Below are 20,123 nucleotides of genomic sequence, written 5' to 3'. Positions count from 1 at the left end.
TTCTTTATTCATATTTTTTATTAATATTATCGAAATATTTCGTAACAACTCTGGGTTCAGTTAAGGAGTTGCTTTGTACCGAGGGTAATGATCAATAAGAGAAGTGCCCCTTACTTTTTCAAAAAAGATCTTGAATTTTTTGCTGCAGTACTAATAGTTATAAAAAAACCGGATCAATATACGCTAACCCTATCCTCGGATGGGGTTTACATATACTGATCCGGCTTTTTATAAGCTACTGTTACATCAGATAAATCATTCTTCTGCTTTGTCAGTCACCATCATTCTTTTTTAAATCACCTGTTTCATTTAAACTGTAAGGAGTTGCCTGATATACATAATAATTCAGCCAGTTTGTATACATGTTATTCGCATGGGACCTCCACATGAGAACCGGCTTATTCTCCGGGTCATTCCCCTGATAATAATTCATGGGCATATCGATATCCAATCCCTTGCCTACATCTCTTTTATACTCTCCGTCCAGTGTTACCCGGTCATATTCCGGATGGCCCATGACAAAGATCTGTTTGCCGTCCCTGTTCATAGCCAGAAAAACCCCGGCTTCTTCAGAATCAGCCAGAATCATTAGATCGTCACATGCCTCGATAGATTCCTTCGGTACCTCCGTATGCCTGGAATGAGGCGCCAGGAACATATCGTCAAATCCTCTTACCAGAGGAATCTTTCGATTTAATACCCTGTGCCAGTATAATCCGAACATTTTCCTGTCCAGAGGCTTTTTCTGAAGTCCATAGTGGTAATACAAGGCAGCCTGCGCTCCCCAGCACAAATGAATTGTGGAAGTTACATTTGTTTTCGTCCATTCCATTATGTGGGTCAGTTCTTCCCAGTAATCCACGTCTTCAAACTCCATTTGCTCTACCGGTGCACCGGTAATAATCATACCGTCAAAGCTTCGTTTTTTCACATCATCAAAGGTTATGTAAAACTGATTCAGATGGCTTGTTGCAGTGTTCTTCGATTCATGAGAAGTTACCATCAGAAAGGTTATATTCACCTGCAGCGGCGTGTTCGATAAGGAACGCAAAAGCTGCAGCTCTGTCTCTTCCTTCAATGGCATGAGGTTCAATATCGCAATTTCAATCGGACGGATATCCTGGTGCATTGCACGGTTCTCATCCATAACAAATATATTCTCCTGCTCAAGGATCTCTTTTGCTGGTAAATCACCCTGTACTTTAATTGGCATAATCTTCACCTTTTCTTATTTTGTCGTTGCCACTAGTATAACACATTCTTTTCTTCCAGTAAAAGTCCAAATTTATGGCACACTTGTGCGTGTGCCACAGACATTACATGAGGGGTGCGAATAATCGCAGTACTTTTCCAATGAGTTTAATCACCGGATTGAGTTTTTTATAATCTTCCTGAGTTATTCTCCGGCACTTTTTCAGCGTCTCCTGGAAATCCGCTTCAATATTAGCAATCTCCGCATTTTTATATAAAAGTGCTGCACACTCAAAATGCAGATACATGCTTCTGAAATCCAGGTTAATTGTCCCCACGACTGCCTTTTCGTCATCGGATGTAAAGACCTTTGCATGTACAAATCCCGGGGTATATTCATAAATCTGCACTCCGGCATCCAGTAATTCATTATAATAGGTTTTCGCTAAAACAAAAGCATACCACTTATCCGGAATATGAGGCATCATAATAATAACTTCCACACCTCTTTTCGCTGCATATGTCAATGCAACTTTCAATTCCTGATCCAGGATCAGATACGGCGTCATGATATGTACATATTTTTTCGCCGTAAACAGGATATCCATGTACACCAATTCCCCAACCTGCTCTTTATCTACGGGACTGTCTCCATAAGGGATTACAAATCCATCCCCGGGTGCAGGAATCTTAAGCTGGGGCACGTCCACATATTTTCTGTAGTCTTCTTCACTGTGGCGCTTATCCACATTCCACATCTTCAAAAACAGCAGCGTAAAGCTTTTTACTGCCTCACCCTGAATCATGATAGAAGTATCTTTCCAATGTCCGAAGCGTTCTTTTTGATTGATATATTCATCTGCCAGATTGATTCCCCCGGTAAATGCAAGATATCCGTCAATCACCAGTATCTTTCGATGGTCACGGTTATTCTGGATGGTAGATAGCGCCGGTTTAATCGGTGAAAACATCCTGCACTGGATTCCCAGCTCCTGCATTCTCCTGGGATAATTATAAGGCAGTAAAACAAGGGAACACATCCCGTCATACATAAAACGAACTTCCACGCCTTCTTTCACCTTGCGCTCCAGAATCTCTAAAATTGTATCCCACATGACACCGCGTTCCACAATAAAATATTCCATAAATATAAAATGCTGTGCCCGCTCTAACTGTACAATCATCTCTGCAAACTTATCTTCTCCCAGCGGGAAATATTTGGCAGAGGTATTCTGGTAAACCGGTAGATTCTCTACACGATATAAATAATCGGACAGATGTCCCATTCCCTCATCCTCCAGGCGCAGATTATTCAAAACCTCTGCATTTTGGGGAGTCAGCTCTTTTGTTTCTATATTTAATCTTTTCAGCCTGGAGTTTACCCATTTTGTATCAATCTGTAATTCAATAAATAAATAAAACAGAGCACCAAATACGGGTATAACCAGAATTGGAATAATCCAGGCAATCATAAATGCAGGATTTTCCCTCTTATTAATAATATAAATAACAAGTACCAATGCCAGTGCCACTACGGCTCCATAGGCATAAAACATGTAGTCTCTCAGCAATTCAAATCCCAGAAACAGAATTCCAATCTGAATCAGCAGCAGGAAGATCAGAATTGCACTGCGACTGAATACAACACTAAAAAAACCTTTTTTTCCTTTTTCCATCTAATTCCCCTTCTCTAAATATACAACAAATGCCGCATAATCTCATATTATATCACACTTTTCCTATTTTCATAGGTCTAAATTCGAATTGTATGCTCCCATTAGGTAAAAATATGATATACTGATACAGGTTTTACCACATACATTTTAGGAGGAATACGAATGAAATTACAGCAGCTTTTAAGTTATACCAGAAAAGCCGTTGATGAATACCAGATGATTGAGGAAGGGGACAAAATAGCCGTAGGCATTTCCGGCGGCAAAGACAGCCTGACTATGTTATATGCCCTTCATGGCCTGAGACGGTTTTATCCAAAACATTTTGAACTGGAGGCTATTACGGTCAGCCTGGGCTATCCCGATTTTAATCTGGAACCAATCAAAGAACTGTGTAAAGAACTGGACGTTCCTTATACCGTAATCGATACGGAAATCGCCAGAATTATTTTTGACGAAAGAAAAGAGAGCAATCCCTGCTCCCTGTGTGCCAAAATGAGAAAAGGCGCATTTAATGAAACTGCAAAAAAAATGGGATGCAGCAAAGTAGCCTACGCCCATCACAAAGATGATATTGTAGAAACGATGCTGCTGTCCCTGATTTTTGAAGGGCGCTTCCACTCTTTTTCCCCAAAAACATATTTAGACCGTATGGATATGACGGTTATCCGTCCTCTGATGTACGTATTGGAGGCAGATGTCATCGGCTTTAAAAATAAATACCATCTTCCGGTTGCAAAGAGCCCGTGCCCCATCGACGGCTATACCAAAAGGGAGTATGCAAAAAATCTGATCCGTCAGCTTAACGGGGAAAATCCCGGAGTAAAGGAAAGAATGTTTACCGCCGTATTAAATGGAAATATTCCAGGGTGGCCCGAAAGAATTCCACATACAAGATAACTCTTGATTTTGGCAGATAGTATTCGGATTTTATTCCCGCTCTTTAATGAATACATGCACCATATCACCGGGCTGTTTTTGTATTTTCTGCCGGATGTCTTTGCGAAGTCCTATGATATGACAGGGAGTCTTCATCCGAACCAGGCTTCCTGCATAGGGTTCTCCGTCAAATAAGGCATGAACCTTAACCCTGCCTTTCCCAAAGACCTCCTTTACATCAAAGGGAATTTCTACATAAGCACCGTCTATATCCGGAACTTTTTTAATCTCTGCATCAAACTCATAACTATTTGTATTCATTTACTTTACCTTTCTTTGTTCCGGGATTATTCATGCAGTTCCAGCGGCAAACCGTCCGGATCATGAAAAAACGTCATTTTTTTACCGGTATAATCATCCAGCCGAAGGGGCTCCGTTTCGATTCCCTTTTCTTTTAGCCATGCGACTGTCTCTTCTATGTTATCTGTCTGAAAAGCCAGGTGGCGAAGTCCGCAGGCTTGCCCCCTCCTACTTCAAGCTGTCAATGGCTTCTGCCAGCTGTTTAAAAGCCTTTTTCAGGGTTTCTCTCTGACAGGCAATATTAATTCTCTGGAATCCGCTTCCGCACTCTCCAAACATGGAACCGTCGTTGAGCCAAAGATGCGCTTTTTCTACCAGCAATTGATTCAATTCTTCTGCTGAAAGCCCCAATTCTCTGAAATCAACCCATAATAAATAAGTTCCCTGAGGTTCGATGAGATGAATCTGGGGCAGGTTTTCTTTCAAAAATGTTCTTACAAATTCCAGATTGCCCGTGAGATATTCTTTTAATTCTTCCAGCCATTCTCCGCCATAGGCATATGCCGCCTGACACGCTGCAAGACCGCAGGTATTCAAGTCACTGTATCCGGTTTTGGCAATCTCTTTTTGAAACTGTTCCCGGATAGTCGGATTTGGAATCCAGATATTGGATGCCTGCAGGCCTGCCAGGTTAAAGGTCTTGCTGGGAGCGGTGCACACAATGGAATTGTCCGCATATACCTGTCCCAATGAGGCATAAACCAGATGTTGATAACCCGGATAGGTGAAATCGCAATGGATTTCATCAGAAACTACCAGCACTTTATGTTTCAGGCAGATATCCCCAACTCTTTGCAGTTCCTCTCTGGTCCAGACCCGTCCTACCGGATTATGAGGGCTGCACAGCAGGAAGACCTTTACCTCTTCTTCCACTATTTTTTTCTCAAAGTCTGCATAGTCCATGCGGTAAACACCATCTTCACATACCAATTGGTTTACCACCAGCTTGCGTTCATTGGCTTTAATTACATTTGCAAACGGATGGTATACCGGCTGCTGGATCAGAATACTTTCTCCTTCTTTAGAAAATGCACGAATCGCAGCTGCCAGGGCAAACACCACACCGGGAGATTTAACAACCCAGGATGCATCCGTTTTCCATCCAAAATGATCCAAAAACCATTTTCCGAGAACCTGAAAATACTCCGGTTTTGCATCGGTGTATCCAAAAACTCCGTGTTCCGCACACCGCAGTAAGGTTTTTTTCACCTGCTCCGGCACACAGAAATCCATATCCGCCACCCACAGGGGGATCAGTCCTTCCGGTCTTCCGAACTCCGCTGCAAAATCATATTTCAGGCAATTAGTGCCTTTTCTGTCTACAAGTTTATCAAATTGACTGTTTATCATGGTTCTTCTCCTATCTTTCTATTTTTCATCTTTTTGTTGTTTTCATACAAAAAAGTATAAATTTAATCGGATGTCTGCATTAACCCCATCACAATTTTCGTAACCTTTTCCATATCATTTACAGTAGTATATTCACTGCTGGAATGTGCCTGCTGCATGGCTGATGCCAGGACCATTCCCCGGATTCCATTGGCACATAAATGATTTTGGTCGCTGCCTCCAAAAGTTCTTTCCAATACCGGCCCTATTTTTAACGTATGACAGACGTGTTCATATCGTCTGACAACGGCTGCATCTTCAGGTGTCACATATGCCTGAAATAATATTTCTTCCTGATACTCCACGACTCCGCCCAGTTTGCCAGCCTCTTCTTCAAAAATATTACGAATGTCTACTAACTGGTTTAATACCGCTTCATGAGAGAAACTGCGCACCTCTCCTTTTACTTTGCACACAGGCGGCACGATATTGGTAGCAAATTCACTTTGAATGCTTCCGATATTTACCGTCATCTCCGTTCCTACATGTCCCATGGGAATTCGGGAAATCGCTTTGGATGCGATTAAAATGGCATGCACTCCATCTTCCGGCGCAAATCCGGCATGAGCTGCTTTCCCCTGCACCACTGCTTCAAATGTCGCCAGGGAAGGGGCCGCAACTGCTGCGGTTCCGATTTGCCCGGTTTTATCCAGTACATAGGATTCTTTTGCTCTGATTCTGGAAAAATCGAACACCTGACTTCCCCGCAGATGCCGCTCTTCCGCTATAGAGATCAGAAACTCCACATCCCGGTGGGGTATGTTTTGTTCCGTAATGCTGCGGACGGCTTCGATTACCTCCGCTATAGCAGCCAAGTCATCGGCGCCAAGAACCGTTGTCCCGCCGCTTGTTATTTTTCCATCTTCTTGTACGATCGCTTTTTTGCCTTTTGCCGGTTCCACGGTATCCATATGCATGGAAAATAAAATAGGCGCGCCTTCACATGTCCCTTTCCAGTAACCATACAGATTTCCGCTATTTCCGCCATAACAGCTTCCCGCCTCATCTTCTTCCAGAATAATCTGATTCTCAGCAAAAACTCCAATCAGATAATCCGCCATCTCCCGCTCCCCAAAGGAAGGGGAATCGATTGATACTAAGCGGCAGAACTCCTGAATCATCCGCTCTCTGTCCATTTTTACCTCCTGCTTCACACTTTATGGACTATTAGTATATCACGAAATGCAGTATAAATCATCTGTCATCCTTTCAAATTTTCAATTTTTCAGTTAAAATAAAAATTTCCCATTTTCTACTATTTTTCATAAATAGCAGAAGACATTTTAAGTCATTATTTAAAATAATCTCCGGCAGCTGTTCTGTGTTCGTTAAATTTTATACAATGATTGTGTTAAATTTTCGTCAATGTATCTATATTTATACAATTTTTTATCGTTCTTTCTATATAAATTTATTTATCCAAAATTTGTCAAACAGACGAAAAGGTGATAGAATACGTTAAATAAATCACAAGGCGAGGAGTGGTAAAGATGGCAGTAATGGCAGGAATGATCGTAACACTTGGATTGTTAGTAAATGGATCTGCTATGGTTGGCTTTCAGTTAATATCTTTAAAAAGAAAAGCAGTGCGGGTTCAATAATAAGCGGAAAAAAAGCGGGGCCAACAGCATACCCGCTTTTTTAATGCCTGAATATAAGCTTCTATTTGAACCACTTTTTGATTTTAAAATACCAGATTTCAATTCCGGTTACGAGAATGCTCACCAGAATGATAATTCCATATCCGTATTTCGTATTAAGTTCCGGCATGTTGGCAAAATTCATGCCATACCATCCTGCAATCAGAGTTAACGGCATGAAAATTGTTGTAACTACAGTTAAAAACTGCATTACTTTATTCTGGTGGATATCGATCTGGGACTGGTACATTTCCCGAAGCTGCATGGAATATTCCCTGAGCATATGGGTAGTATCATAAAATCTTTCCACCCGCTTTGTATAAAAAGTGAAGAGTCTGCAGTCTTCCCGGTTAAATAAACGGTTCTGGTTTTCACTAAGGGTATCACTTAAGTCCATTAACTGCTGATAATAAGCGTTTAGCTTTAACAGTTCCCTTCTGCATTTAAGCAGCTTTTTATTGAAATCCCTGGTGTCTAAATTGGAAAGACCCTCTTCCATATCTTCCAGCTTTTCTTCATACTGCTGCAAGAAAATCACATCATCCCTGGTCAGATATTCCATAAATTCAAAAAATACATGTGCCACGTATGTCTTGGGAAGAACCTGTATCTGACAGATTTCCTCAAGCATCTTTTCTACAATGTGATTATCGTCCACAAAGAGCAGCCTTTCCTTATCCATGTAATAGCCAAATCCGGATTCCGTCTCCAAAAGATCCTCTTTGCAGGGAATCACAAAAGTTCCCACAATACAGTTTCTCAGCACATCTGCCTTACAAAATTCAACATTGCCAAGGCTTCTGGTCAGTAAATCCACGTGAAGGGTTTTCTCATAACGTTTCTTATATTCAGATGAAGAAAGACATTCCACAACGACAAGCCCCTCAGCAGGTGTTTCTCCCTTATTCAAAGGGATTAATTTATCTTTCACATAATATCGCATTCCATGAACTCCATTCCATTTTTATATGACAATTCTTCTACTCATATTGTATACGGAATGGGCGGCAATTACAATAGATGATCCACTACACCCTTTTTATCTTTTTGGATGGTGTCTTTGCAAATTCTTCTTCTCTTACCTTTAATCCATGGATCCTTTTATATACCGGCCTGTCTTTATTATATGCATCCAGAATGTTCTGCAGCTCTGCTTCTATATTTTTTATGCGCTTTTTCTTAGCATAATCATAATCAGGGAAAATTTCCGCCTGTATCACACTGTCTTTCTCGCTCACAATGATTTCTTTTACCAGCGGTGCTTTACTGACTTCATTTTCCAGCTCTTCGGGTGAGACATTTTCCCCGTTATTTAAGATAATCAGATTCTTTTTACGTCCTGTGATATATAAGAAATTATCCGCATCGGCATATCCCAGATCACCGGTTTTGAGCCAGCCGTCTTCCAATGTATCTTCCGTTTCTTTTGGCATTTTATAGTATCCCAGCATTACGGAAGGGCTTTTCACCCAAATTTCCTCGTCCACTATTTTCACTTCACATCCCGGCAGAAGTTTGCCTACGGAATTTTTACGGCTGTCCCACTCCAGATTCGTACTGATCACCGGAGAACATTCTGTCATTCCATAACCCTGGAGAATACGGATCCCGTATGCACTAAAACCGTCGATTAAGTCCGGATTCAAATAGGCACCGCCGCTGCAGATCGTTTTCAGATTTCCTCCAAGAGCAGCTTTTGCCACCATCTTTTTCGGTAAAATCCCAGTTGCATCCACAAGCTTTGCATATAATGATTCAATCACCATTGGCACCAGCAAAATGATTTCCGGTTTAAATAATTTCATATTCTTCTGTACATGCATAATGGAATCATTGATGCAGATAACCATTCCGATATAGATGGCTTTTAAAATATCCATGGTAAAACAATAAGCATGATGAATGGGTAAAAGCGTCATGGATATGGTGCCTGCCGGAATCTTCATATCCAGACACACCGCATTATCCGCAAGATTACGATGGCTCAGCATAACACCTTTGCTCTTTCCGGTTGTTCCGGATGTAAAGAGAATAGCGGTCATTTTATCACAGTCAATATCGGTAAAAAAGGTGCCTTCATTTTCTACAATCAGCCTGTTAAAAGACAGGATTTCATCTAAACTTTCGGAAGCCTGCATGGAAATCAGGTACTGCAGTCCGGGACACTTCTCTTTTACTGCCTGTACCAGATCTTTACGAAGTTCATCAAATACCAGGACGCTGATATCTGCGCGGTTTATCAGTTCGCACAATTCCTCTGCGGGAAGCTGTGCATCCAGCGGCACTGCCACACTGCCCGAATTAACCGTTCCAAAATAACTGATAATCCATGGATATGTAGTGGGACCAATAATCGCCACATGCTTTTTAAGCATATTCAGTTTTTCCAGTGACCGGCTGAATGATTCACTGTCTTTTTTTATGTCCCGATAGGTTTTGGTAATGACCTCTTTACGCACCTTATACCGGATTGCAGGGGATTCCCCATACATTTCTGCGGCGTATTCAATAATGTCTTTCATATTTTGAATTTTAGTTTCCATATGCTCCTCCCATTTCAGGTTTGTTCCATAACGGTGTCAAAATCTACTTACGTTACTTATGCTTATGCTTCCTGAAGTTCCTTTATATATTTCACTGCATCGCCAACTGTTTTTACATTTACCACTTCGCGCTCTTCTACTTCAATATCAAAAGTATCTTCGATCTCCCCCACCATACTCATAAAATCATAGGAATTAAATCCAAGATCCTCGATAAAACGGCTCTCTTCTTTAATCTCAGACTGATCAACTTCCACATATTCACAAATCATTTCCTTTAATTGTTCCAGCATCTTTCCCGCCTCCCTTATACATGATCCATTATTTCTCCAACCGTATTCTCCGGATGGGTGGTTCCATAAAATAATATTTTGCAGAGATAGTAATATACATATTCCAGTTTTTCCGGTGTCACTGCTCCGGTCTGATATTCAAAACTAAAATCCAGTCCGTTATCCTGCGCTCTGTGCATAACTGTAAGGTACAGGGTATGGGCTGCTGCTCCATTGGTATACCAGGCAGTCTTGTATTTAATATCTCCCAGTTTGTCCAATCCCTTACTCTGCATGGTAAGTGGCTGGTAGGTCAGGCTCATGGGTTCATAAGTCTGTGCGCCCTGCATTTTATAATATTTTCTTCTCACATCAAAGTAAGAAACCGGGTCATAATTGGCATGTCGGAATAATTGATTCTGCCCGTCACGGATCTTATGAATTCCTTCCAGAAAGGTCTCATCCCGGGAAACAACTGTTCGGAAAGGAAAGCAGTGAATTCTTGTTCCGCCGCTTTTTTTCTCCGAAAGTGTTGCTCTTCTGGCAATCGTTGTGGTTAAGGAAACATCATCCATATCATTCTCTTTTTGTAAAAAGGTGCGAAGTCCCATCATGAGCAGGCATACCATGGAAATCTGGTGTTCCTCACAGAAATCCAAAAGCTGCTTGGAAGGCTCCGCTTCAAGATGAAATACCGTAATATTGGCATCCACATTATCGGTGAGATTTGTAGCAGCACGAAGTTTGGGATTGCCCGTGGATTTACGTTCATTCATCAGTTTCTCTGGTCCATGTATATCGCAGAAAAACGGCTCTGAATTTTTAATCAGGCTTTCAAAAAAAGCCGTATCCCTTTTCTTTGCAGAAGTTCCTGCTTCATAAGCAATATCTTTTTCCAACTGGGTAATGTAAGACGCCATTTCTTTTGGATAATCAATTCCTTCATACTTGTAATGACAGTAAATCTCGATGACATCCTTTAAAAAGACAATCAGCGACTGAGCATCCATAGTCATGTGGTCCACCAGCATATAAACGCCCTGATACCCATCGGGAAGCTGAATCATGACAATCCGGTTCATGGGACTGTCAAACCGCTCAAAGGGAATCCCAGTCCATTCTTTCATTTTATCCTCAGCATGTTTGTGCTGCCATCCGGTAAAATCAAAGTGTTCTATTTCACGTTCCTCTCTGTCCGCAATATATTGATATACATTACCAGCTTTATCCTTTGCAAAGCGGATGCGCATACTCTCACATCTGGCATATGCTTCATATATTGCTTTCTTTAAAACCTCCCAGTCCAGATCCTGTTCGATGGTTAGACTGGTTCCAATATTTAAGACCTGTTTCTTAGGGCAGTGAGCCAGTGTAAAGAAATGCAGGCGCTGCGCCGCAGTTATCGGATATACTTTTTTCCCATATCTTGTTTTCATCATAACTACTCCTCCAAAATGCTGTTCAAGAATTCTTTGACTTTATTTTCGTATTTTTCTGTGCCTTTATAATAACTTTCTGCATGGGCTGCACCTTTCACTATCAGCATCTCTTTTCGTGCTTTGCATGCTTTATACAGTTTATGACACATCCGGGACGGCACAAAAGTATCCGCATCCCCGTGAATAAACAAAATAGGAACGGTGGATTTTGCCACCTCATTTAATGCATTACACTCATTCAGCCCATATCCTGCTTCTCTTTTTGCCATTACATCGGCTATCTGTAAGATTGGGAATGAGGGCAGATGGTATGTATTTTTTAAAACCGAATCAAAGACCTCCCATGCAGAAGTAAATCCACAGTCGGAAATAATCCCTTTTACACAGTCCGGAAGTGAAAGTCCGCTGACCATTAAAGCAGTTGCGCCTCCCATTGAGATACCATGAAGCATGACCTGACAATTCTTTCCACATCTTTTTTCCAAATATTTTATCCATTTTAATGCATCAAATCTGTCTAAGCATCCAAAGCCAATATAGGTTCCTTCACTCTCCCCGTGTGATCTGTGATCTACAATCAACAGACTGTAACCTAAATGCAGATAGAAATATGCCAGAGAATTAAAATCATTGGAACCCCGGCTGGTATAACCGTGTAAACATAAAATGACTTTATCCGGATTAGCGCCCGGATAGAAATGTCCTTTCAGTCTCAATCCATCCCTGGCGATGATGGAAACAGCTTCCCGTGCCTGTCTGACTACCCATTCTTTTTTCTTCCGTATTTCCGGCAGATATTGGTTCCAGTCGGTTCCCGCCATCTTGGTGGTTCGTTCTTCTTTTGCATTTCCCCGAATCATGGTACGGCGGAAAAAATATCCTGCAATCCCGGTCTCCACTGCAGCAGCTACTATTCCTGCTCCCAGTATTATTACTGATTTACTCATAGATAAACTCCTTTCAACCCCTCCGGTCAAAAACCCCGTCGCCTGCGGGAATAAATTTCTGAAGCATCAGTGCTTTGTCAAAATCTCCTTCTACTTTTAACTGCCCAAGGGTAAATGCCAAAATGGGATCTGACTTCTTTTTTGCAATTTTCAAAAGTGTCTTTGCAGTGCAGGTAAACAGCACATCTCTGTCGTAATACTCATATGGTTCTATATAAAGCTCCCCGTCTTTCACCTCAGCATAAAATGCACCCTCAGCTTCTCCCTCAATATTAAACTGATATGCCAGGTGTGTGGCTATGTCACTGACATCCGCCTTCATAAACATACATTTAATCTCTTCAAATAAATCTTCATAGGTCATATTTTCCGCTCCTTCTCTTCCCTGATTCCTTCTTTTTCATCTAAAATATCCAGCACCCCTTTGTCATATTCATTCAGTTTCCTGCTGGTAATATCCAGACATTTTTTCATTGCCTGCATCCGGTATTCTAAATATTCACGGTATTGGGTGATTAGCGTTCTTCTCTGGGACAACGTAACTTCTCCCTGCACCAGAAGTGAAATATATTCTTTTATTTTTGCAATGGGCATATCGATTTCACGGAGGGCAAGAATCATATCCACCCATTCTACATCGCCTTCCGTAAAGACCCTGGTTCCATTTTCCTTTTTCTTAATAAATGGCAGAAGTCCCTCTTTATCATAATAGTGTAACGTATAAACTGATATTCCTAATTTCTCTGAAACTTGTTTTACTGAATATTCCATAACTGCCTCCTTGTTTTATTATGCGCTATAGAGTGCACTCTATGTCAATAGGAAAAGATTATACAGTTTATGCAGTATTTGGATAAAAAACTGTATAAATTTCATAGTTCTTTTTTCTTTGTATGTGGGTTTCATGTTGGATTTTGGGGGTTTCTGTCGAATCGCTTTGTATGTAAAGAAAGTGTAAATCTATGATTTGATATCATGAAAAAACACCAAAGAAAAACCTCACTGGGAAATGTTCTCTTTGGTGTTTTATTTATTTTTCTGTATAAATAATCATCTGTTTCCAGAATTCTTAAATTAGTGCGAACTCTTTCAGTCCATTATAAATGCCGTCTTCATACATCCCGTCAGTTCTGTATTTTGCAACTTCAAATACTTCTTCGCTGCTGTTGCCCATGGCAATTCCATAATTTACGTATTGGATCATTTCCAGATCATTTACACTGTCTCCAAATGCGTAACTGTCTTTCTTATCGATATCCAGGTACTGCAGCAGCGTTTCGATACCCGTTGCTTTTGTAAAACCAACAGGCACACATTCCGCATAATTCTCGTCATCTGATTCAAAATGTATAATAAAATCCAGAATGTCTTTTAACTCTTCCCGAAATCCTTTTAATTCAGATTCTTTCCCAAAATGTACTGTTAACTTATTTATTTGGATGGAATCTCTGTTCTCAATCATTGGCAGAAGTAAACAGTACTTTCCTGTCATATGTTTAATCTGTTCCAGATACTGGGGCAAATTTAAATTCTCATTGTAATACATGGCTTTACTTCCCTCCAGGATTACCTCCAGTCCGTATTTTACAGATGCGTCCACTACCCGCTGTACATCCCTATTGCTTAGGGTACGATTTTCTACCTGCTTTCCCTGATACTCAACATATGATCCACAGACGCCCACAATTCCCTGAAACCCCAGATCTATCAGTTCCTGCATGATCATCGCTCTTGCCCTGCCAGTACAAAGGACAGGAATATGGCCATTCTCTACCAGCATTGCAATTGCCTGCCTTGTAGATGGCTCTACCCCTGTCCTGTGATCATATATAGTTCCATCAATATCAAAAAATATAATTTTCTTATGATTCATCTTTTTACTCCTCATCTGTTCTTGCCCATGCCTGCAAAGCACATGCACTGTTCACCGGTATTTCAATATTAGGATATCGGGAGATGAGGAAAAAGTCAATATAGAAAACGCATGATAATTTTACCTTTTTTGATTTGAATTTGGAAAAATTGTGCGTAGTACTTTATGAATGATACATAAATCTCTTCATAACGTACTTTACGCGCCTTATTAATGGCTGCAGTTATGTCCGCAGCTGTGATCTGCATGGCTGCCGCAATCGCTGTGGCCTTCCCCATGAGCATGCTCATGATGGCTGCATTTTACATCCGGATTATACTGAAGCTTGTCCTTCAGCAAATCTGCAACAGCCTTATCTGCATCACCGGAAGCTCCGCCAAACAGCTTGATTCCTGCATCCTTAAGGGCATTCTGGGCTCCTCCGCCGATACCGCCGCAGATCAGCACATCAACACCTGCCTCTTTCAAAAATCCTGCCAGTGCACCATGTCCGCTGCCGTTGGTATCCAGTACTTCACTGGAAATAATCTCATTCTCATTGATCTCATATACCTTAAACTGGCTGCTATGTCCAAAATGCTGGAAAATTTGTCCGTTTTCATACGTTACTGCTACTTTCATGTTCGTTTAGTCCTCCTATAAATTGAATTTCTTATAGTTTAACATACTTTTGGATATAATTCCAGTAGGTCGGGACGGGGCAGGGTTGGTGACCGGAAGGCGCAGGGGGCCTTCCGTACACGCGCTTAATCAGCAAAGCGTCCTTTCTAATTAAAACACATCACTTCTTCAACCTTATCACATTCCAAGAAGCCCTGTTCAATACCGTCTTCAAAATTCCATCTTCCACTCTGCTGTTAGCAGAATGTCCAGGTACCACCCTTTCTTTTCCCGGACCATTGCTTGCCTTTAAGTCATCGCTTTCCAGCACGATATGCTCCAGTATCTGGTAACCTGGAAAGCTTCTGATATCGCATTCCATAGGTATTCCTTCTTCTAAATCGCGGTTTACGGCGAAGATGGTTACCTCCTCTGCTTCCTCGTTGTAAACTGCTACTGCATCCACATCCGTTACATCGGTATATTCTTTTGTATCGTGCCTGGAGCTGTCAAATACCGGCTGCAATGCAGTACCCCTTCCATATATGGAAGCATGGAGGTATGGATAAAAGATCGTTTGTTTCCACGCACCGCCGTCTGTCTCTGTCATTATGGGTGCGATAACATTGACCAGCTGTGCCAGGCATGCTATTTTTACCCTGTCGGCATGTTTTAAAAAGGTAATAAGCATCAGTCCCACTAAAAGAGCATCCTCAAAAGTATAGACATCTTCCAGAAGCGCCGGAGCTTTCTGCCATGGATGGTTTGCCATGGTATCTTGATCGGATTCGTTGGAGTGGAACCATACATTCCATTCATCAAAGCTTAAGTTGATATTCTTACTGCCTCTCTTTTTCGCTTTTACGAAATCACATGTGGCAATGACTGTGCGAATAAAGTGATCCATTTCCACGGAACGTGCCAGGAAGTTCTTTGTATCATGATCCGGATTACCAAAATACTGATGGAGGGAAACGTAGTCTACGTAATCATATGTATGTTCCAGGGTTGTTGCCTCCCACTGGGGAAACGTTGGCATTCCGGTATTGGAACTGCCGCAGGAAACCAGTTCTATGGAAGGGTCTATCAGTTTCATTGCCTTTGCCGTTTCCGACGCAATCCGCCCGTATTCAACCGGGGTTTTCGATCCTACCTGCCACGGGCCATCCATTTCATTACCAAGGCACCAGGTTTTGATTCCATGAGGCTGTTTTACACCGTGGGAAATTCTCAGATCGCTGTACTTCGTCCCGGATGGATGATTGCAGTATTCTAACAGGCTGCAGGCATCCGCTACACCTCTGGTTCCCAGATTTACCGCCATCATAATTTCTGAGTTTACCTCTTTGCACCATTTTGAGAATTCATTTACCCCGATTTCATTGGGTTCCAGACTTCTCCATGCCAGCTCCAGACGTTTCGGTCTCTGCTCCACCGGTCCCACACTGTCTTCCCAATAAAAGTTAGATACAAAATTACCGCCGGGATAACGTATTATGGGCACCTGTAATTCCTTTACCAGATCCATCACATCCTGACGAAAGCCATTTTCATCTGCCGTGGGATGACCAGGCTGATATATTCCTTCATATACGGCACGCCCCAGGTGTTCTATAAAAGATCCATAAATCCGCTTATCAATCTTAGATATCTTAAAATCTTTGTCTATTACCATTTTTGCATACTTTTTACCAGTCATTTCCTACTCCTTTTCTCCTAGTCACCATTCTGGAGTTGTGTGGGGGCAGCCATTTTTTTCAATGACTGCTCTCATTTCCACAAAACATCCGCATATTCTGCACATTCCATTTATCAGGCTGTCACACGCTTTACATTTATCAAGGCGTTCCCGATACTTATTTTCTTCTGTTTTAACATCTTCATCCAGCCGGCTGATGTAATCATAGAGATTTTGATAATAAACGCTCTCCGGCATTTCTTTTAAGAGGCATTTTTTACATACTCTCTGGCTTTGATTCATTTATTCCACCTCAATATGAACTACGCTGCACGGCGGGATTACAAAAGATATGCCCTGACCGGTAATCTGAATATCATCAAAGTTCTGAACCTTAACTGTTTCCGGCTCATCAAACGTATTCATAGCATGCATCTCATTTACCAGAATTTTGCCCACTGCCTTTTCCACGCTGCGCCCTGCGATTGTGGTATCAATCGGATAAGCTTCTTCTATGGATAAGTTGGTTATGGTAAGATGCATCTTGCCATTCTTATCTTCCGATACCGATTCTGTAAGATTTGGTACCAGGAACTCTTCTTCCAGTCCGATCTGGTCCGTATCTATATGGCTTTCCAGAAGCACTGCATCCTGATGGCACTGATACATATGGAACACATGGTAGGTAGGTGTCTTTACCATACGTGGTCCTTCGGTTAAAATCACAGACTGCAGTACATTTACTAACTGGGCGATATTTGCCATACGGACACGTTTGGAATATTTGTTGAAAATATTCAGATTAATACCGGCTACCAGAGCGTCCCGCATGGTGTTCTGCTGATAGAGGAATCCTGGATTTGTTCCCGGCATGGCATTGAACCAGGTTCCCCATTCATCTACAATGAGTCCGATCTTCTCATCCGGGTCATATTGATCCATAATTGCACTGTGGCGTTTGATCAGGGTCTCCATATAAAGGGTTTTGGAGAGTGTCTTATACCAGGCCTTTTCATCGAAATCCGTTGCACTGCCCTTATCTTCCCATCCCTCAGGGTGGGTGTAATAGTGGAGGGACAGTCCGTCCATAAAACCATGCTGGAAAGGCTGGGAATGACGGAAACAGGTTTTTAATACTTCCTGCGTCCATTCATAATCATCCACGTTTGGCCCGCAGGCAATCTTGTAGATTTTCTTATCCTGTTTGTAATCCCGGACGTATGTCTGATATCTTCTATATTCATTGGCATAATATTCCGGAGTCATATTACCTCCGCAGCCCCAGTTTTCATTGCCTACTCCGAAGAATTCTACATCCCAGGACTCTTTTCTTCCATTCTTTTTTCTGAGTTCTGCCATTGGTGAGACACCGTCAAAGGTGAGATATTCCACCCATTCAGACATTTCTCTTACCGAACCGCTTCCTACATTTCCATTGACATACGCTTCACAGCCCAACTGGCGGCACAGTTCCATAAATTCATGGGTTCCAAAGCTATTGTCTTCTACCACGCCTCCCCAATGTGTATTGATCATTTTCTTTCTATTTTCCTTTGGTCCAATACCGTCCTGCCAGTGGTATTCATCGGCAAAGCAGCCTCCCGGCCAGCGCAAGACCGGTATCTTCATATCTTTCAGCGCTTCTACCACATCGCTGCGCATTCCGTTCCTATTGGGTATCTGTGAGTCCTCTCCCACATAGAGACCCTCATAAATACACCTTCCCAAATGTTCTGAAAAATGACCGTAAATTTCCTTATGTATTTTACTTTTTTTCTGCTGCGCATCAATGAAAAGTCTTGCCATCTTAATTTTCCTCCAAAATTATTAAATTATTTTTTTCTTTTATCCCACACCGCTTCATTATCCTTTGACTGCTCCCGCCGTCATTCCATCAATAAAATACCTTTGAAAACATAAAAACAGTACAAATATTGGCAGAATAGAAAACATAGAACCTGCAATTAACAGGTCATAATTATTTCCATAAGGAGTCAAAAGCGTATTTAAACCGATGGGCAAAGTAAATTTATCAGCATCACGAAATACCAGCAGGGGCCATAGCATGTTATTCCAGGAACCCATGGCGCATAATATTGACATTGCCGCAAAAGCCGGCTTCGTGATTGGCATCATTATTTTAATACTGATTCCATACTCCGTTGCCCCGTCTATTCTGCCTGCATCCAGCAGTTCTTTCGGCAGCCCGCTCATGTACTGCCGGAAAAAGAAGATCGTTGACGCAGCACAAAGTCCCGGAAGAATCGCCCCCGCACGGCTGTTAATCAGTTTCAGGTCTATGATCTCCTGATACAGCGGAAGCATCAGGATTTCAAAAGGTACCATCATTGTTGCAATTACCAGGAAAAACAGTAAATTCTGCAGTTTATACTGATACATCGTCAGCCCGTATGCTACAAAATAACAGATCAGAAGTGTCAGTACAACTGTCAGAACCGTAAGCACCATACTGTTTTTAAACCATAAGAAATAACTGTGATTCCCGGTAAACAAGTATTTGTAATTATTCAGGCTCATGGCGGAAAAATCCAGATTCAGACTCATTCCATACCTTATCAGATCCTTACCTGGACGATATGATGCTATAAACGAAATAAGCAGCGGGGCTACTACAACTAAACTTACAATCGCAAAGATTCCGGTATTGACTGCTGCCAGGATCTTCTGGTTTCTGCTCATGGATGAACGTTCTTTTCTTTTACCCATCTTACCGTTCCTCCTTTTTAAAAGTCCCATTCATAACCAGTTGGAATATATTGATAATCAAGGCTATCAGAAGAAGCACCAATCCTACGGCAGATGCATACCCCAGCTGGTTCTTCTCAATACCGCGCCGATACAGGTACCCTACAATCGTAAGTCCGATATTTTTGGGTGACGAATTCCCATTCCATAGCATAAAGCTTTCCAGGAACATGGATAATCCTGCATAAATGCTGATTGTCAATACATAGATACTGGTGGGCTTCAAAAGCGGAACCGTTACAAAACGGAATTTCTGCCATTTTGTTGCTCCATCGATATCTGCCGACTCGTAAAGAGCTGTGTCAATATTTTTAAGCCCTGCTATAAAATACAGTGTATTCACACCGGTCCATCTCCAGCATGCCAGCACAAGTAATGCCAACATGCCTGTTGTGGATTCTTTCAGCCATTTCAGAGGGCCTGCTCCAAACAGTCCGATCAGCTGATTCATGGCGGACCCATTCAATTCGCTGAACATCAGCCGGAATATAGTACCTGCTACCACTACTGAGGTAAGGGCCGGGAGATATAAAATTGCTTTCCAGAGTCCCTTTGCTTTTGTCAGGCGGCTGTCCATCATTACCGCATACAGCATGGGAAAAGGGATCAGTAATGCAATGGTGAACAGCGTATATTTTGCGCTGTTCCAGACAGCCGTATGAAATGCAGCATCTTTTATTAGCTTGGTATAATTGGCTGTCCCTATCCATTCCACCTGACCCGGCAGGACCGACTGGAAACTCATCTTAACCGTACTGAACAAAGGATAGATCCAGAATACCAGGAAGCTTAAAATAAACGGAAGAACAAACACATAAGGTGCAATTTTCTGGGAATAAAATATTTTTTTTAACTTGTTCACGGTATTTCCCT

The 20,123-nt window shown here is 41.8% G+C and carries 19 protein-coding genes and 2 pseudogenes; 1 reads left to right on the top strand and 20 read right to left on the bottom strand.

Annotated features, from left to right (window positions below; all coding sequences use genetic code 11):
- Positions 1-271: 271 nt before the first annotated feature.
- Both metA and cls read right to left on the bottom strand, forming a co-directional pair.
- The gene (metA, locus tag CD03_RS0111765) at positions 272-1,213 is read right to left on the bottom strand and encodes a homoserine O-acetyltransferase MetA (protein ID WP_027293803.1); all 942 of its coding nucleotides are present in this window, start codon (positions 1,211-1,213) and stop codon (positions 272-274) included.
- 103 nt (positions 1,214-1,316) lie between these two features.
- Positions 1,317-2,867 carry a cardiolipin synthase gene (gene cls / locus CD03_RS0111760; protein ID WP_027293802.1) on the bottom strand — a complete coding sequence of 517 codons (1,551 nt, stop codon included), beginning with the start codon at positions 2,865-2,867 and terminating at the stop codon, positions 1,317-1,319.
- 162 nt (positions 2,868-3,029) lie between these two features.
- Between cls and CD03_RS0111755 the strand changes: the two genes are divergently transcribed.
- A complete protein-coding gene (locus CD03_RS0111755) occupies positions 3,030-3,764 on the top strand; it encodes a tRNA lysidine(34) synthetase (protein WP_027293801.1) in 735 nt (244 codons plus the stop codon).
- A 30-nt stretch (positions 3,765-3,794) separates the two neighbouring features.
- Here the strand turns inward: CD03_RS0111755 and CD03_RS0111750 are convergent, their stop codons facing one another.
- From CD03_RS0111750 to CD03_RS0111665, 18 genes and pseudogenes are all read right to left on the bottom strand, one after another.
- Positions 3,795-4,064, bottom strand: coding sequence for a DUF1905 domain-containing protein (locus CD03_RS0111750; protein WP_027293800.1), 270 nt, complete (start codon positions 4,062-4,064; stop codon positions 3,795-3,797).
- A gap of 26 nt (positions 4,065-4,090) precedes the next feature.
- A pseudogene (locus CD03_RS39495) lies at positions 4,091-4,264 on the bottom strand (VOC family protein); the annotation flags it as partial.
- A 7-nt stretch (positions 4,265-4,271) separates the two neighbouring features.
- Positions 4,272-5,453: a MalY/PatB family protein gene (locus CD03_RS0111745; protein WP_044289321.1), complete on the bottom strand. Its 1,182-nt coding sequence runs from the start codon at positions 5,451-5,453 to the stop codon at positions 4,272-4,274.
- 62 nt (positions 5,454-5,515) lie between these two features.
- Positions 5,516-6,628 (bottom strand): M20/M25/M40 family metallo-hydrolase, encoded by a 1,113-nt coding sequence (locus CD03_RS0111740; protein WP_044289320.1) that lies wholly within the window; start codon positions 6,626-6,628, stop codon positions 5,516-5,518.
- Positions 6,629-7,154: 526 nt separating this feature from the next.
- Complete coding sequence (locus CD03_RS0111730; RefSeq protein ID WP_197041659.1) at positions 7,155-8,063, bottom strand: magnesium transporter CorA family protein; 909 nt, start codon at positions 8,061-8,063, stop codon at positions 7,155-7,157.
- Positions 8,064-8,160: 97 nt separating this feature from the next.
- On the bottom strand, positions 8,161-9,675 hold the full coding sequence (locus tag CD03_RS0111725; RefSeq protein ID WP_027293796.1) for an AMP-binding protein: 1,515 nt from the start codon (positions 9,673-9,675) through the stop codon (positions 8,161-8,163).
- A gap of 62 nt (positions 9,676-9,737) precedes the next feature.
- A complete protein-coding gene (locus tag CD03_RS0111720) occupies positions 9,738-9,968 on the bottom strand; it encodes an acyl carrier protein (RefSeq protein WP_027293795.1) in 231 nt (76 codons plus the stop codon).
- Between the two features lie 14 nt (positions 9,969-9,982).
- Positions 9,983-11,383, bottom strand: coding sequence for a condensation domain-containing protein (locus tag CD03_RS0111715; RefSeq protein ID WP_027293794.1), 1,401 nt, complete (start codon positions 11,381-11,383; stop codon positions 9,983-9,985).
- 5 nt (positions 11,384-11,388) lie between these two features.
- The gene (locus CD03_RS0111710) at positions 11,389-12,333 is read right to left on the bottom strand and encodes an alpha/beta hydrolase (RefSeq protein WP_027293793.1); all 945 of its coding nucleotides are present in this window, start codon (positions 12,331-12,333) and stop codon (positions 11,389-11,391) included.
- A gap of 13 nt (positions 12,334-12,346) precedes the next feature.
- Positions 12,347-12,697: an SCP2 sterol-binding domain-containing protein gene (locus tag CD03_RS0111705; RefSeq protein WP_027293792.1), complete on the bottom strand. Its 351-nt coding sequence runs from the start codon at positions 12,695-12,697 to the stop codon at positions 12,347-12,349.
- On the bottom strand, positions 12,694-13,104 hold the full coding sequence (locus CD03_RS0111700) for a MerR family transcriptional regulator (protein WP_027293791.1): 411 nt from the start codon (positions 13,102-13,104) through the stop codon (positions 12,694-12,696). The genes CD03_RS0111705 and CD03_RS0111700 overlap by 4 nt, the downstream gene beginning before the upstream one ends.
- A 298-nt stretch (positions 13,105-13,402) precedes the next feature.
- Positions 13,403-14,206 carry a Cof-type HAD-IIB family hydrolase gene (locus tag CD03_RS0111695; RefSeq protein WP_044289319.1) on the bottom strand — a complete coding sequence of 268 codons (804 nt, stop codon included), beginning with the start codon at positions 14,204-14,206 and terminating at the stop codon, positions 13,403-13,405.
- A 210-nt stretch (positions 14,207-14,416) separates the two neighbouring features.
- Positions 14,417-14,827 (bottom strand): annotated as a pseudogene (locus CD03_RS0111690) (NifB/NifX family molybdenum-iron cluster-binding protein); the annotation flags it as partial.
- A 160-nt stretch (positions 14,828-14,987) separates the two neighbouring features.
- Positions 14,988-16,505 carry an arabinosylfuranosidase ArfA gene (gene arfA / locus CD03_RS0111685; protein WP_027293788.1) on the bottom strand — a complete coding sequence of 506 codons (1,518 nt, stop codon included), beginning with the start codon at positions 16,503-16,505 and terminating at the stop codon, positions 14,988-14,990.
- Between the two features lie 21 nt (positions 16,506-16,526).
- Positions 16,527-16,787 (bottom strand): DUF6171 family protein, encoded by a 261-nt coding sequence (locus tag CD03_RS0111680; protein WP_027293787.1) that lies wholly within the window; start codon positions 16,785-16,787, stop codon positions 16,527-16,529.
- Entirely contained in the window at positions 16,788-18,290 is a 1,503-nt protein-coding gene (locus CD03_RS0111675; RefSeq protein WP_027293786.1) for an alpha-N-arabinofuranosidase, read from the bottom strand.
- Positions 18,291-18,347: 57 nt separating this feature from the next.
- Positions 18,348-19,211 carry a carbohydrate ABC transporter permease gene (locus CD03_RS0111670; RefSeq protein ID WP_027293785.1) on the bottom strand — a complete coding sequence of 288 codons (864 nt, stop codon included), beginning with the start codon at positions 19,209-19,211 and terminating at the stop codon, positions 18,348-18,350.
- Between the two features lies 1 nt (position 19,212).
- Positions 19,213-20,112, bottom strand: a complete 900-nt coding sequence (locus CD03_RS0111665; protein ID WP_027293784.1) for a carbohydrate ABC transporter permease — start codon at positions 20,110-20,112, stop codon at positions 19,213-19,215.
- Between the last annotated feature and the right edge of the window lie 11 nt (positions 20,113-20,123).

The organism is Robinsoniella sp. KNHs210 (assembly GCF_000686105.1).
In the GTDB taxonomy this organism is placed as follows: Bacteria; Bacillota; Clostridia; order Lachnospirales; family Lachnospiraceae; genus Robinsoniella; species Robinsoniella peoriensis.
This window is presented reverse-complemented; position numbering and strand designations above follow the sequence as displayed.

Coding starts and splice junctions, on each gene's coding strand:
- metA (WP_027293803.1), bottom strand. CDS start 1,213: ATGCCAATTAAAGTACAGGGTGATTTACCAGCAAAAGAGATCCTTGAG.
- cls (WP_027293802.1), bottom strand. CDS start 2,867: ATGGAAAAAGGAAAAAAAGGTTTTTTTAGTGTTGTATTCAGTCGCAGT.
- CD03_RS0111755 (WP_027293801.1), top strand. CDS start 3,030: ATGAAATTACAGCAGCTTTTAAGTTATACCAGAAAAGCCGTTGATGAA.
- CD03_RS0111750 (WP_027293800.1), bottom strand. CDS start 4,064: ATGAATACAAATAGTTATGAGTTTGATGCAGAGATTAAAAAAGTTCCG.
- CD03_RS0111745 (WP_044289321.1), bottom strand. CDS start 5,453: ATGATAAACAGTCAATTTGATAAACTTGTAGACAGAAAAGGCACTAAT.
- CD03_RS0111740 (WP_044289320.1), bottom strand. CDS start 6,628: ATGGACAGAGAGCGGATGATTCAGGAGTTCTGCCGCTTAGTATCAATC.
- CD03_RS0111725 (WP_027293796.1), bottom strand. CDS start 9,675: ATGGAAACTAAAATTCAAAATATGAAAGACATTATTGAATACGCCGCA.
- CD03_RS0111720 (WP_027293795.1), bottom strand. CDS start 9,968: ATGCTGGAACAATTAAAGGAAATGATTTGTGAATATGTGGAAGTTGAT.
- CD03_RS0111715 (WP_027293794.1), bottom strand. CDS start 11,383: ATGAAAACAAGATATGGGAAAAAAGTATATCCGATAACTGCGGCGCAG.
- CD03_RS0111710 (WP_027293793.1), bottom strand. CDS start 12,333: ATGAGTAAATCAGTAATAATACTGGGAGCAGGAATAGTAGCTGCTGCA.
- CD03_RS0111705 (WP_027293792.1), bottom strand. CDS start 12,697: ATGACCTATGAAGATTTATTTGAAGAGATTAAATGTATGTTTATGAAG.
- CD03_RS0111700 (WP_027293791.1), bottom strand. CDS start 13,104: ATGGAATATTCAGTAAAACAAGTTTCAGAGAAATTAGGAATATCAGTT.
- CD03_RS0111695 (WP_044289319.1), bottom strand. CDS start 14,206: ATGAATCATAAGAAAATTATATTTTTTGATATTGATGGAACTATATAT.
- arfA (WP_027293788.1), bottom strand. CDS start 16,505: ATGACTGGTAAAAAGTATGCAAAAATGGTAATAGACAAAGATTTTAAG.
- CD03_RS0111680 (WP_027293787.1), bottom strand. CDS start 16,787: ATGAATCAAAGCCAGAGAGTATGTAAAAAATGCCTCTTAAAAGAAATG.
- CD03_RS0111675 (WP_027293786.1), bottom strand. CDS start 18,290: ATGGCAAGACTTTTCATTGATGCGCAGCAGAAAAAAAGTAAAATACAT.
- CD03_RS0111670 (WP_027293785.1), bottom strand. CDS start 19,211: ATGGGTAAAAGAAAAGAACGTTCATCCATGAGCAGAAACCAGAAGATC.